The 14,097-nt window shown below is 41.8% G+C and carries 9 protein-coding genes; 5 read left to right on the top strand and 4 right to left on the bottom strand.

Annotated features, from left to right (window positions below; translation table 11 throughout):
* Positions 1-7: 7 nt before the first annotated feature.
* Both ACOYVE_RS00630 and ACOYVE_RS00625 read right to left on the bottom strand, forming a co-directional pair.
* On the bottom strand, positions 8-1,921 hold the full coding sequence (locus ACOYVE_RS00630) for a response regulator (RefSeq protein WP_422880501.1): 1,914 nt from the start codon (positions 1,919-1,921) through the stop codon (positions 8-10).
* A 28-nt stretch (positions 1,922-1,949) separates the two neighbouring features.
* Positions 1,950-4,301 carry a PAS domain-containing sensor histidine kinase gene (locus tag ACOYVE_RS00625; RefSeq protein ID WP_422880500.1) on the bottom strand — a complete coding sequence of 784 codons (2,352 nt, stop codon included), beginning with the start codon at positions 4,299-4,301 and terminating at the stop codon, positions 1,950-1,952.
* 215 nt (positions 4,302-4,516) lie between these two features.
* Here ACOYVE_RS00625 and ACOYVE_RS00620 point away from each other — a divergent pair, with 215 nt between their 5' ends.
* The 5 genes from ACOYVE_RS00620 to ACOYVE_RS00600 all read left to right on the top strand — a co-directional run bounded on the left by ACOYVE_RS00620 (position 4,517) and on the right by ACOYVE_RS00600 (position 9,204).
* Positions 4,517-4,996 carry a chemotaxis protein CheW gene (locus ACOYVE_RS00620; RefSeq protein WP_422880499.1) on the top strand — a complete coding sequence of 160 codons (480 nt, stop codon included), beginning with the start codon at positions 4,517-4,519 and terminating at the stop codon, positions 4,994-4,996.
* A 72-nt stretch (positions 4,997-5,068) separates the two neighbouring features.
* A complete protein-coding gene (locus ACOYVE_RS00615; protein ID WP_422880498.1) occupies positions 5,069-5,476 on the top strand; it encodes a bacteriohemerythrin in 408 nt (135 codons plus the stop codon).
* A gap of 18 nt (positions 5,477-5,494) precedes the next feature.
* Positions 5,495-5,890, top strand: coding sequence for an energy transducer TonB (locus ACOYVE_RS00610; protein ID WP_014856856.1), 396 nt, complete (start codon positions 5,495-5,497; stop codon positions 5,888-5,890).
* A gap of 15 nt (positions 5,891-5,905) precedes the next feature.
* Positions 5,906-8,014, top strand: coding sequence for a HAMP domain-containing methyl-accepting chemotaxis protein (locus ACOYVE_RS00605; RefSeq protein WP_422880497.1), 2,109 nt, complete (start codon positions 5,906-5,908; stop codon positions 8,012-8,014).
* Between the two features lie 194 nt (positions 8,015-8,208).
* Positions 8,209-9,204, top strand: coding sequence for a Gfo/Idh/MocA family protein (locus ACOYVE_RS00600; RefSeq protein ID WP_422880496.1), 996 nt, complete (start codon positions 8,209-8,211; stop codon positions 9,202-9,204).
* 71 nt (positions 9,205-9,275) lie between these two features.
* Here the strand turns inward: ACOYVE_RS00600 and typA are convergent, their stop codons facing one another.
* Complete coding sequence (typA, locus tag ACOYVE_RS00595) at positions 9,276-11,084, bottom strand: translational GTPase TypA (protein WP_422880495.1); 1,809 nt, start codon at positions 11,082-11,084, stop codon at positions 9,276-9,278.
* A 91-nt stretch (positions 11,085-11,175) separates the two neighbouring features.
* Positions 11,176-14,010: a PAS domain S-box protein gene (locus ACOYVE_RS00590; protein WP_422880494.1), complete on the bottom strand. Its 2,835-nt coding sequence runs from the start codon at positions 14,008-14,010 to the stop codon at positions 11,176-11,178.
* Positions 14,011-14,097: the final 87 nt, after the last annotated feature.

The following is a 14,097-nucleotide window of genomic DNA, read 5'->3' as shown; positions in this document are numbered from 1 at the left end:
GCCTTTTTTATTTATTCAAAAAGCTCTCGATAGCTTCCAATATCTCTTCTTTAGTAAACGGTTTAACCAGAATCTGGTTGAATCCGCATGTATGAAATCTGTCTTTGTCGAGATTGCTCGCATAGCCTGTTACAGCTATGATGGGAGTATTTCTATAGTCTTCGGTTCTACGCAACTCTTTTGTCAATTTGATTCCGTCCATTCCCATACCGAGGTGAATATCCATCAGTATCATTGAATACTTTTTTTGCACAATCATTCTTAAAGCTTCTTTTGCGTTCAACGCGCCGTCCACTTCCGCTTTCTCGCTCAAAAAGGATTTGATTACCTCCTGATTTATTATATTGTCTTCCACATAGAGAATTGAAAAATTATTATAGCTCTTAGATTTCTTTTCTTTAGGCGCCGCTTTCTCAATTTCCTTAGCCTGAACGAGAGGCAGTAGAATAGTAAACGTAGAACCTTCGCCTTCTTTGCTCTCGACCGAAATAGAGCCGTCCATTAATTCAATCATTTTTTTTGCGGTGGTAAGTCCCAGTCCGGCGCCTTCGTATGACCGGTTGGTGCCTTCGCTTACCTGCCGGAATTCCTGAAAAATTAAACCTATTTGCCGCTTAGGTATGCCGATTCCGGTATCTGAAACGGATATTTTGGCGAAATGTTTTTTGCCGCTATATTCTTTATCAATAATGACAGTAATCGACCCTTTAGGCGTGTATTTAATTGCATTATCGAGGATGTTGGAAATCGATTGCTCGATAAAATCTTTATTCCCTGAAACGATCAAATCTTCGCGCGGCGTTACGAGTTTGAAGTCGAGTTTCCTCTGTCGTATTATTTCCTTAAACGGCTCTACAATAAATTCGATATTTTGGGTGAGATTATAATCCTCGCGTTTTACTTTTATTTGACTGCTTTCGAGTTCAGACAAATCGAGTATCGAATTCAAAGTCTTCATTAATCTTTTGCCGGAGCTGCGAATCCGGATTAACATTTCTCTTAGATTCTCGTCGGCGGTTTCTTCCATCATTAATTCCGTCATGCCGAGGATTCCCATTAACGGAGTGCGTATTTCGTGGTTCATGTTGCTCAAAATGGAAGTCTTGAGAATATTCGACTCTTCGGCTTTTTCTAAAGCGGCTTTCAGCGTCAGTTCCATATTCTTTTTTTCGGTAATGTCTTCGGAGATTTTGATAAAGTGAGTGATTTTGCCCCGTATATTTTTAATGGGGGAAATAGTGGCGGATTCCCAATAATACTCTCCGAATTTCGATCTGTTCAGAAACTCGCCGTGCCACGACTTGCCGGAAAGGATTGTCTCCCATAAATTTTTGTAGATATCCGGATTTACTTTCCCGGATTTCAATATCGAAGGTTTCTTGCCGATTGCTTCATCCAGTTTGTATCCGGTCACATTTTCGAATTTCGGATTTACGTACTGAATATATCCTTCCTGGTCGGTTATCAAAACAATAACTTTGCTCTGTTCAACGGCGTGCGACAGAAGATTCAACCGAAGAGCTATCTTTCTTTTTTCCAAAAGGTGATTCCATTCTCGGAGAGTTCTCTCGACGATATGAGTTATATCGAGAAAAGTATCGGGCGATTTGACGATATAATCCATCACGCCAAGTTTAATCGACTCAACTGCAATCGATTCGTTGCCGTAGCTTGTCATTAAAATCAGAGGAATTAAAATATTGCCGTCGTCGTCTTTCTGGAGCAAAAAAGTGCCGTTGCCGTCGGGCAGTTTCCAATCGGAAAGTATCAGCATGGGAGAAAATTCCTCGATAGCCTTCATCGCATCCGCAATGGTTTCGCATCTTTTTAATAAATACTCGCCCGGCTTTTTATCGAATCCTCTTTCCAGTAATTCGTAATGATTATCGTCGTCTTCCACAATTAATATTTTAATAGCCATAATTCCCTCTGAATGAGTTGCGCCTTAATTATTTAGGATTACGACTGTAGGGCAATTTTATAAAAAATGACGCCCCTTTACCGGTTCCGGAAGATTCAGCCCATACGGAACCTTTATGCGATTCAACAATTTTTTTAACGATCGACAAACCCAAACCGGCTCCACCGGTTCCGGAATATCCTTTTTCGAAGAGATTGAAAATTGTAGTTATTTTATCTTCGGGTATTCCCGCGCCGTTGTCGCGTATGATGTATGTGACGTATTTATCGTCTATCTTAAAATCGATATCGATTATCAAATTTTCGTTTTTTCGGGAATGCTTTATTGCATTCTCAATTAAGTTTTGCCAAACTTCTTTTATTTTAAGGCGGTCGCCCTCGATCGGCGGCAGCGAAGGATTTATTTTGATTTCCGAGTTTGGCGGTAAAATGCCCTGGAGCGCCGCCAGCGCCTCCCGTATGATTTCGTTCATCGGTATTTGCGAAATGGCATTTTGAGCGCGGGATATTCGGGATAGTCTGAGCAAACCGTCGAGCATTTCGGACATCGTGTCGACCGCGTTGGAAATTTTTTGGAGATCAGGCAGAATTTTATCCGTTTTACCCTTTTTGATATCTTCGAGCATCAAACCGACGAAGCTTTTGATGGTTATTACCGGGCTTCGGAGATCGTGGGATACTGTGTAGGTGAACTTTTCCAGCTCGTCGTTTTTCTTTTCGAGCTCTTCAAGATAAATTTCGAGCGTTTTATTATACTTTTTAGTTTGCGTAACGTCTCTTACTATAGCGCATACGCTTTTGCCGTATTTGGTTTTGACGGGGGATAAAATCATTTGCATTATAAGTTCGTTGCCGTTCGGCTGACGCAAATTAAATTCGAACGGCTTATGGAAATAGAGGTGCCCGTAACTCTTAATAATGTCGGGGAGGGGAATCTCCGTAATGTTAAGAAACGGCGGTCGCTGATCCGGATCCGGCAGCAAAGCGGCGGCTATCTCGTTGTAATTTTTGTGAATCACTTCGTCTTTTTTCAAGCCCGTAAAATCTGTCATCGCATTATTCCATTCGATAATTTCGCCTTTTTCGTCAACCAGAATAATGCCGTCATAGAGCTGCTCAATTATTGTTCTGAATTTTTCTTCGTTTTCCTGCAATTCCTGTTCGAACTCTTTGAGTCTGGTGATGTCTCGTCTGATGCCGATAATCCCTATTATCTTTCCGTTTCTGCTTTTCAGTGGAACTTTCGACGTCAAGGCGCGGCCTGTCTTATTTTCCGAGGTGATATAAAATTCTTCTTTATTGAGAGACGGCTCGCCGGTTGATATTATTTCATATATATTATCGGAAGACGGATCGTACGAGGCGGATAATTCCTCTTCTCTTTTACCGAGAGCCTGCTCCTGATTCCTCAGTTTGAGAGATTGCAGGTGGGATTTGTTGTTTATAAGGAATCTGCCTTCTTTGTCCTTAACGAAAATCTGGTCGGGAATTGAATCGATAAGCGTCTTCAACAGACTGCGTTCCTTTTCGAGTTCTTCTTCGGCTTCTTTCCAGCTTGTAATATTTTCGACGGTTCCGTCGTAAAAAATAATTTTCCCGCTGGAATCGGAAATGGCTTTGGCGCTCTCGCGCACCCAGATGTATGTATTGTCTTTGCATTTCCATTTCGAGACGTATCCGATAATTTGTCCTTCCTTTTCCATTATCGACTTAAATTCGGACCTTTCGTATCCGGGTTCGAAGCCTTCGGCTTCAAGATTACGGCTGGCGAGTTCCTCGAAAGAATCGTATTTCAACATTTTTATCAACGCCGGATTTACGAATAAAATTTTACCGTCAGGAGTCGTCCGGTAAACGCCAATGAACATGTTTTCGTAAAAAAGCCGCAGTTGCCGTTCGTCCTCTTTTATTTTTTCCTCGAGTTCTTTTTTCTCGGTAATATCCCGTCCGACGCCGACTATAGCAACAACATTGTTCTCTTCGTCGAGGATAGCTTTGTCCGACCAGGCGAGCCATCTCCAACCCCGTTTTGTTTTTGCGCGCTGCTCCAGATAGCACGAATAGGGCGGTTTATATAAAGCCTGCATGGCTTCTTTGGTCGCTTTGCGGTCGTTTTTGTGCACCAGCGGAATGAATTTTTGCCCGATTAATTCTTCTTCTTTTTTCCCGAACAACTCGCAGTAGGAAGGACTCACAAATAAGAACCTGCCCTCTGTATCGACTTTTACGACCAGGTCGGTCTGGTTTTCGATCAACAACTGGTAATTTTCTTTTTCCGATTTTAGTTTTTCGCACTCTTTATTTAAACGATTGAATTTGCGTTTTAAAGCTTCGAATTCTTTGCGCAAAGGGTCGCTATTTATTGATTTCTTATTTTTCATCGATACCGCCGCAGAGAATCAAAAGCCCTATGTTAATTAATTGACGTCTTATTTATTTCTTATTGAATAACTCCCGAACAATATTCAATTTTTTTCCGAAAAAGTCCACAAAAAAAGAATAATGTAATATTAAATAATAAAATATATGCGATAAACTTAACTATTCGGCGCTAAGTTCGATAATAGGATGTAGGTGGATTAAAAATGGGGAAAAAATGACCGCACAAAAAGTGGAAAACGCCGAAATACTCCAACTTGTAAGTTTTTTGATTGGCGAAGAAGAATACGGCGTGGATATTCTCTTGGTACAGGAAATTATCCGCATGATGGAAATTACAAAAGTTCCGAATGCGCCCGATTTCGTGGACGGCGTTGTTAACCTGAGAGGGAGAATCATTCCCGTAATTGATCTCAGAACAAAACTCGGAATGGCGAGGAAAGAACACGACAAAAATACGCGCATTATAGTCGTCGAAGTAGCGGGAAAAACCGTCGGATTCATTGTCGATGCGGTTACGGAAGTGCTCAGAATTCCTGCTAACATAACCGAACCGCCTCCGGATATAGTTGCCGGCGTAAACGCCGAATTTATTAAAGCTGTCGGTAAGCTCGACGACAGGTTATTGATTCTGATTGACCTTGAAAAAATTCTTTCTACTCAGGAAAAAATCGAACTCAACAGGATGAATAACTGATTTTCATACTTAAAAAATCGTTGTTTCATGCGATAATAGAATATAAAATAATTGAATAAAACGGGGAAAAGGATGTCCTTAATTAATTGGAACGACACATACAGCGTCCGGGTCAAAGTGCTCGACAGCCAGCACAAAAAATTAGTCGATACTATTAATTTGCTTTACGATGCAATGAAGCAGGGCAAGTCCAACGAAGTTCTGTCTAAAATTATCTTCGATTTAATAGCTTACACAAAAACTCATTTTAAATCCGAAGAAGATTTATTTGAAAAATATAGCTATCCGGACAAACTGCAGCACAAAAAAGAGCACGACGACTTTGTAAATTCAGTTGGAAAGTTTTACGAAGATTTTCAAAACAGTCGAGCCGGATTGTCGCTCGAAATAATGAACTTTCTGACAAATTGGTTAACCAAACATATTAAAGGTTCGGATAAAGCGTATTCAAAATTCATGAACGAACAAGGCATTTATTAATAATAACGGAGTAATGAAATGAAAATAAGAAACCTGTTTTTGTTTCTTTTAATTCTTCTTGTAATGAAAATCGATATTCCGGCGTCGGCTAATTTACTGATGCCCGGCGACGAGGATTATCTGCCGATTGCAGAAGTAATGCCCGAGCCGGTAGACGGCTTGGCAAACCTGATGAAAAAAATTCAATATCCCGAGTTTGCCAAAAAGACCGGACAGGAAGGCAGGGTAATCGCCATGGCGTATATAAATGAAAACGGCGACGTCGACGACGTGAAAATAATAAAGGGCGTCGGAGGCGGCTGCAGTGAAGAAGTTGAACGCGTCCTTAAATCGAGTAAATTCAAACCCGGCATGAAAGGCGGTCAGCCGGTCAAAGTTAAACTTACTATGTCGTTTGTATTTAAATTAAATTAAAATTGAGAAAGTGCCATGATTTCAATTAAAAATCTGAAGTTCAAAACCAAACTGCGCGTCTCGTATATCATACTCGGGGCTATTTGCACGGCTGTAATCGGTAATGATTTGTATCAGATGTTCAAAATTAACGATTACAAAGACCAGATTTATGCCGATTATATTGCCCCCTCGAACGAAGTCGACAAAATTTACCGGGAATTCGAAGGTCTGAAAAATACGCTCCTTAAATTTTCCATTCCGAGTTTCGAACCCGAATTAAACAGCAATCTTACCAAGCTTTCGAAATCGAAAGAAGTAATCGATTCCGCTCTGGCGAATCTTACGCAAAAATACGCCGGTACGAGCATCGAAGAGGATTTGACGAGTATCAATAAAAGCTGGAGCGATTATAAAAGTCTGGTTATCGACGGCACAATAAGCGCGGCGGCAATTAAAGACTATGAACTCGCCGCAGTCGTTGCAACTACATCCGGCGAAGAAATAGGCGAGCAGATATTAAGCAATTTCAAAAACCTTAAGGATAATCTTACTCAAAAAGGCGAGGCGTTGAATTCGAATCTGTCGGACGCCGTTTCGTCTTCCCGCCTGGTTATATTCTTCGGAATTGCTTTCGGTACGGTCTTCTTCTTCTTCGTCTTCTTCTACATGGTTAAATCTCTGATGAAGCCCGTTCAATATATGAAAGACGTGGTAGGCAAATTTTCCGTCGGTAATTTTAAAGATAAAGTCGCCGTGGCGACAAAAGACGAATTCGGCGAGCTTGCCGATATGCTGGAACAGTTAAGACATTCGCAGCACGAAAAAATTAAAGCCGCGACGGAAATTTCCAGAGGCAATTTGAGCGTGGAAATCAAAACGCTCTCCGAAGACGACGAGCTTTCCGACAGTATGCTTAAGATGATCGGCAACTTGAGGAATTTGATAGACGAGTTGAAATCGATTACCGACGAAATTATTGAAGGAAAAGTGACCAAACGGGGAAATCCCGAAAAATTCGACGGAGCGTATAAAGAAATTGTCGCCGGCGTCAACGCTACGCTTGACGCGCTCTTTACGCCGATTAAGGTTAGCGTGGACGTGCTGGCTGAAATGGCTAAGGGAAATTTCGACGCACGCGTCAAAGGCGATTTCAAAGGCGACCATAAACTGATTGTCAACAGCATCAATTCTCTCGGCGAATCGTTGACCGATATATTGAGCAACATAGCCGAGATGGTTAATCTGACGGCGTCGATAAGCGAACAAATTTCATCGTCTACGGAACAAATGGCGGCAGGCGCCCAGGAACAAACCGCTCAGGCTAACGAAGTTGTTCTGCAGGTCGAGGAAATGACAAAGACGATTATGAGCACTTCGAAAAACGCTACTCTGGCTTCCGAAGCTTCCAGAAAAGCCGGTCAGGTAGCGCGCGAAGGCGGCGAGGTTGTAAATAAGACTGTAGAAGGAATGAATAAAATTGCCGATTTCGTCGTTAATGCCGCAGGTAAAATTCAAAATCTCGGCAAGAACAGCGAGCAAATCGGCGAAATTGTGCAGGTAATCGACGATATTGCAAACCAAACCAACTTGTTGGCTTTGAACGCCGCAATCGAAGCCGCAAGAGCGGGCGAGCAGGGCAGAGGCTTTGCAGTTGTTGCGGACGAAGTTAGAAAACTTGCGGAAAGGACCACAAAAGCTACAAAAGAAATTTCCGATATGATTAAGCGTATCCAGGACGTAACGGAAAATGTGGTTGTTTCGATGAGCGAAGGCAAAGGCGAAGTCGAAACAGGAAAAGAATTGGCTCAGAAAGCGGGCAAATCTCTCGAAGAAATTATTCAAGCTTCCGACGCGGTGCTCGACGTGGTTAATCAGGTAGCCGCAGCAAGCGAAGAACAAAGCGCAACAAGCGAACAGATCAATCGGAACGTTGAGACCATAAGCAAAGTTACAAACGAAAGCGCGGCGGGAATTCAACAGATTGCAGGCGCCGCAGACGAACTCAACAGAATGACAAATAATCTGCGCGAATTAATCGCTAAATTCAAATTTGCCGCAAACGGCGAATTTAAACCGCACGGAAACGGCGACGGTAAATCAAAACAGATATCTCGTAAAGAAGATAAGCTCCTTACAAACTGACTTATCTTTACATAAGATAAATAAGTGGCTGCCTCAAAAGGGCAGCCTTTTTTATTTCGATTGATTCATTCCCAAATTTCCTTTCCTGCTGTAACGACAAATTCAAAGTCTATTGCGGAAAGATTGCATTTTTGGAATAATTTTATTTTTATAACGGCGGCAATTCATTTTAATAATAATAAAGGAAAATCGATATGAAGAAAATACGACTGGGAATAATAGGATGCGGAATTGCGGCTAAGGAATTGCACCTGCCCGCTATTAAAAAACATAAAGATAAATTTGAAATTGTGGCGGCGTGCAACAGAACAGAGAAGAAGGCAAAAGAATATTCGCGTCTTACGGGCGGCATTCCGTATACAACCGATTGCAAAGAGATACTGAAGAATCCTGATGTGGACGCGGTTGTAATAGCCGTGCCGATCGAGCTGAACTATAAATTTGCCGCGGAAGCAATTAAGTCGGGCAAACACGTATTCCTCGAAAAGCCGCTGGCTGCAAAACCCGACGAAGCCGGAAAACTGATTGCAATGCAAAAACGTACTAAGGCTGTCTGTTTCCTCGCTGAGAATTTCCGGTTCGATCCGCTTTACATCGAAGCCAAAAAATTGCTCGATAAAAAAGTGATCGGAGACGTTTATTCGGTTGTATGGAACGTATTCAATAATCTGACATTAAAAGACAAATACGCACAAACGAAATGGCGTCAAAAAAATAAATATCCGGGCGGATTTGTCTACGACGGAGGCGTTCATAATGCGGCTGCTTTGCGAATGTTGTTCGGCGATATAAAATCGGGTTACGCCTCGATGAAATCCGTTAATCCGGCAATCGGAACGGAAGATACGTTTTCGTTCCTGTTCAACTTTAATAAATCGATGCACGGAATTCTCAATATATTCTTTTCCGTACGCGGTTTCCACAGTAACGAGATGATAATTTTCGGCGACAAAGGTTCCTTGCTAATCCAAAACACTAATCGGATAGTGATCAAAAAAGACGGAAGGAAAGAAAGGAAAATAAATATAAAAACCGACGGCGGATATGAAAATGAATTTTTACACTTTTATAAAATTATAACTAAGGGAATAAAGAATCTCAGTCCGTTTGAAGAAGGCTATAAAGATATGATGATACTTCAAAAAGCGTTTGAATCGGCGAAAAAGGACAAACTTATAAAATTACAATAACGATTGAAACAACGAGCGAATGTAATTCTAATTGTAAATTGAGCGCAGGGTAAACATTCGCTCGTTACATATTAAACGGCTTTGTTCAAGTTGTAGCGTTTGCGTTCGTGAGGGTCCAGATAGAGTTTGCGCAAACGAATCGACTTGGGGGTAACTTCCACCATTTCGTCTTCGTTAATATATTCGAGCGCTTCCTCGAGAGTGAATTTAATGGGAGGCGGAATCTTAATGGCTTTATCCGACCCGGAAGCGCGCATATTGGTTAATTTTTTCCCGCGCTGGATGTTAACTTCAATATCATTTTCCTTATTGTGCTCGCCTATAACCTGACCGCGGTAAACTACGTCGCTGGGCTCAACGAAAAATTTTCCTCTGTCTTTCAACGAATCGAGAGCGTATGCCGTAACCGGTCCGTCTTCCATCGATATGATGGCTCCGTTTCTGTTTCTTGCTATCGACCCTTTGAAATATTCGTATTGATAAAAACGGTGGTGCATTATCCCTTCTCCGGAAGTTACGGTAAGCAGTTTGGTTCTCAAACCCATTAATCCTCTGGAAGGAATGTGAAAAATGAGATTCTGAACCGAGCCTTTATTTTCCATTTTTACCAGTTCTCCCCGGCGCTGACCGACGAGCTCGATAACCTTGCCCGAATATTCCGCGGGGACGTCGACAACCAGAATTTCGATCGGCTCGGCTTTTTTGCCGTTTATTTCTTTGTAGATTACTTTCGGCTCCCGAATTTGGAGTTCGAAACCTTCGCGTCTCATGTTTTCGACCAATATCGATAAATGCAAAATACCTCTGCCCGAAACCTTGAATGAATCGGGAGAATTCGTTTCCTCGACTTTTAATGCTACATTATGTTCGAGCTCCTTGTAGAGTCGATCCCTGAGCTGGCGGGAAGTTACATACTTTCCTTCTTTGCCGTAGAAAGGCGAGTTGTTAACCGTAAATGTCATGCTTATTGTCGGCTCGTCGATTGTTATCAGAGGCAGCGGTTCGGGATTGTTTGAATCCGCTATTGTGTCTCCGATATCGATATCTTCGACTCCCACAATTGCGCAAATATCTCCATAATCGACCGAATCGACTTCCTGTCTGTTGAGCCCGTCGAAGACGAAAATTTGTTTAATCGAAATCGGGTGAACTTTGCCGTCGCGTTTGATAATCGAGAGGTCTTGAGATTTTTGGAGAACGCCTCTGAAAACTCTTCCGACTCCGATTCTGCCGATATAATCGTTATAATCGAGAGTGGTAATTTGTATTTGCGTGGAACCGGCATTCATCGGCGGAGGGGGAATATCTTTAATTATCGATTCGAGAAGGGGAGTAATATCCTTCTTTTTATGAGATAAATCGGATACCGCCCAACCCTCGCGCCCGCTGGCATAAAAGACGGGAAATTCGAGTTGTGTTTCGTCGGCTCCCAGATCGATAAACAAATCGTACACTTCATTTAAAACTTCCGCAGGTCTGTTATCAGGGCGGTCTATTTTATTGATGACAACAATCGGAGCCAGATTCAGGCTCAACGCTTTTTCGAGTACAAAACGCGTCTGCGGCATCGGTCCTTCGAACGAATCGACGAGCAGCAGAACGCCGTCGGCCATTTTCAATACACGTTCGACCTCGCCGCCGAAATCCGCGTGCCCCGGCGTATCGATAATGTTTATCTTATAGTCTTTATAAGGGATGCTTATATGTTTTGCCAAGATGGTAATTCCTCTTTCCCGCTCCAGATCGTTCGAGTCGAGGAACCTTTCTCTTACAACTTGATTTTGTCTGAATATATTGCACTGCTTCAGTATTTGGTCTACCAATGTAGTTTTACCGTGATCAACATGCGCTATTATCGCTATGTTACGTATCTTTTTCATTCAATTCTCCATTGTACAAAAAAATAAGCGCCTAATTTAATGAATTTTCTTCTTAAAACGTATTAATCCGGAATATAGTTCTTAAGCGCGGTTAATTGAGGCGAATATTTTGCGGAAATGTCAGTGTAAATGTAGTGCCAATTTCTTTCTTGCTTTCGACTTCAATGCCGGCGCCTATCAATTCGCAGTATCGTTTGACGAGCGACATGCCGAGTCCCGTTCCTTCGAATTTCCGTGTATACCCGTGTTCTTCCTGGGAAAATGCCGTAAACAAATCTTTTTGATATTCTTCCGAGATGCCTATGCCTGTATCTGAAATTTTTACTTCGAGAGCGTCTTTCTGATTGTTCAAAGTTATTTCGACGCCCCCTTTTTTTGTATACTTAATAGCATTGTCGATTAAGTTGGCGATTATTTGATAAACCGAATAGTCGTCCGAGAAGATTGAGCAAACGTCGGCGTTGTTATTAATTGCTAATCGTAAATTTTTTCTTTCCGCCGCCGATTTATATTCGTTGTAAAGACTTTCTACTATTGCACGGATATCGATTTTTTTCTTGTTCGGCTTGTATGTGCCCAACGACAAATCGGACATATTGAGTATGGCGTCGATCGTACGCACAATCCGCTTGCTGGAATTATCGATGGCGTCAAAACTGAAATTCAAATCTTCGTCCATATAAGAATTCCCCTCGATGAACATTTTAACGAGGGAAATATGACCGAGGATATTATTGATAGGGCTGCGGATTTCGTGCGACATTTGCGCGAGGAATTCGCTTTTGAGTTTGTCGGCTTTTTCTGCCGATTCTTTCGCCTCGATCAATTCTTTATGGTAGCTTTTAATTAAAGTAATATCCCTCGCTACCCATAATACTGTATCGTCAGTCAGGGGCTCGATAGTCGCTAGGAAATTTTTGATTTCGTCGTTGATTTCGAGTTCGTATTCGATTTGTCCGCCTCTCTGATTGTCCAATACATTATGAATTATCTGAAGAAAATAGTCGGCGGTTTGTTCGGGAAGGACTTCGTGCAGCGTTTTGTTTAAGAGATTGTCAGCCGGTTTATATAACAATTCCTGATTCGAAGAAGAAATTTTCAGATATCTGCCTTCGTTATTAATTGTGAAAACAACGTCGGGCAGAGCGTCGAAAATAGCCTGAAGTTCGGCTTCCGAAGTTTTAAGTTTTTCGGTTGCGTTCTTTTCGTTTGTTATATTATGAGCCACGCCTTGCAGTCCCGTAACTTTCCCGTTTCGTATAATAGGATGCTCGTAAATTTCAAGGAATATAAGCTCGCCGTTTTTGCTCTTAATTTCGATATAAATCGGTTCTTCGGTTTGCAAACCTTTAAGATGCGTTGCGGTAATTTCTTTTGCCAGCTTATTGATAGGATTATCGGTGGTAAACCAGTCCCGTTTTGCCAACCATTCTTCAATAGTGTGTCCGGTAATCCTTTCGACCGAAGGTGAAATGTAATTCAAGTTTCCGGCTGTGTCCTGTGTGTAGAAAAAGAAATCCGGGGTTCCTTCAACCAACATTCGTAATCGGTCTTCGTCAATTGCAAGTTTTTCTTCGAGAAGTTTTTGATCCGTAATATCTTCCATAGTGCCGAGTATGCCCGTGATATCGCCCGCTGTGTTTTTTAAGGCAACTCTGTTAATCCTTTGCCATTTGACAGAGCCGTCTTTCAAAATGAATTTTTCAATCTTCCCGAGACTATTTGCGTCGTTTGATATTATGTTTCTGTCCTCCTCGATAATTTTACCCGCTTCTTTATGCCATTTCATATGGCGATCGTTTTTGCCGTATACTTCGGAGGGAGAATTAAATCCTGCCTGAAGCGCAAAAGCTTTGTTACAGCCGATATAGACCGATTCTCTGTTTTTCCAGAAAATGCTCACGGGCGCCGTATCGAGAATATTTTGAAGAATGTGGTTTGTCTCGACAATTCTGTTTTCGATTTCTCTTTCCTGAGATTGATCTCTAAAAACGAGAACGACGCCCGTAATGTCGCCGGCGTCGTTTTTAATGGGAGCGCCGCTGTCGGCAATCGGTATTTTATCCCCGTTTTTATTGATTAACAGAGTATGATTGGCAAAAGCGACGGTTTTCTTCTCAATAAGCACAAGCTCGACCGGATCCCTGGATTTTATACCTGTATATTCGTTGACTATGTTAAAGACTTTACTTACCGGTTTGCCGACCGATTCCTTTTCATTCCAACCCGTTAATTTTTCGGCGACGCTGTTCATACTTTTTATTAGACCTTTCGCGTCAGTAGTAATCACTGCTTCCCCGATACTGTACAGTGTGGTCCGGAATAATTCTTCCCGCGCTTTCATATTATTGGCGGATTTGTAGCGGTTCAATTGATCGGATAAGATTTTACATATAAGAACTGTCGCTATCGGGAATACAGTAATAATTGTAAACGCTACGCTTTCGTATGATTCCTTAACAATATTTCCCGGCAATAAAAGCAGGTAGAATAACATGGCGGCGTGAATCATTAATCCCATAAAATAGAAATGGAAGGCGTTCAATTCTTTAGCGCGGAATTTTGCGTATCGATTAAATATCAGTCCGACGGCAAAAGAAGTAAGAGTTGTCAATACAAACGTATAAATTCCGATTCCTCCCAACGAGGTTCTGTAGAAAATGGCGGTAAGCGTAGCGATTAATCCCGAGGTAAAGCCGAAGAATAAAGCGGCGACGCCCGGTATAATCGAAACGCCGTCGATTAAAATTCCTTCGCTTAAATTATAAGAAAAAATAATCCCGGTAACCGCGGTGATACCGAAAACAAATCCTTGCGTAATCTTGCCCGAAAGAGAATTGCGGGGGAAGTAGAGGTCTGCGTAGCCCGATAAAATGCTTATCGAAATAAGTAACGTCAGATTATATATTAAGTCCGTTATTATCAAATATAGCCTGCTGCCCGTCTTTTAGCGTTCGTTGCGACAGGCTCCTTTGTATCCGATATATTATTATCGATAAAGTTCATAAAAAGT

This window comes from Melioribacter sp., from assembly GCF_049325435.1.
Classification (GTDB): domain Bacteria; phylum Bacteroidota; class Ignavibacteria; order Ignavibacteriales; family Melioribacteraceae; genus Melioribacter; species Melioribacter roseus.
This window is presented reverse-complemented; position numbering and strand designations above follow the sequence as displayed.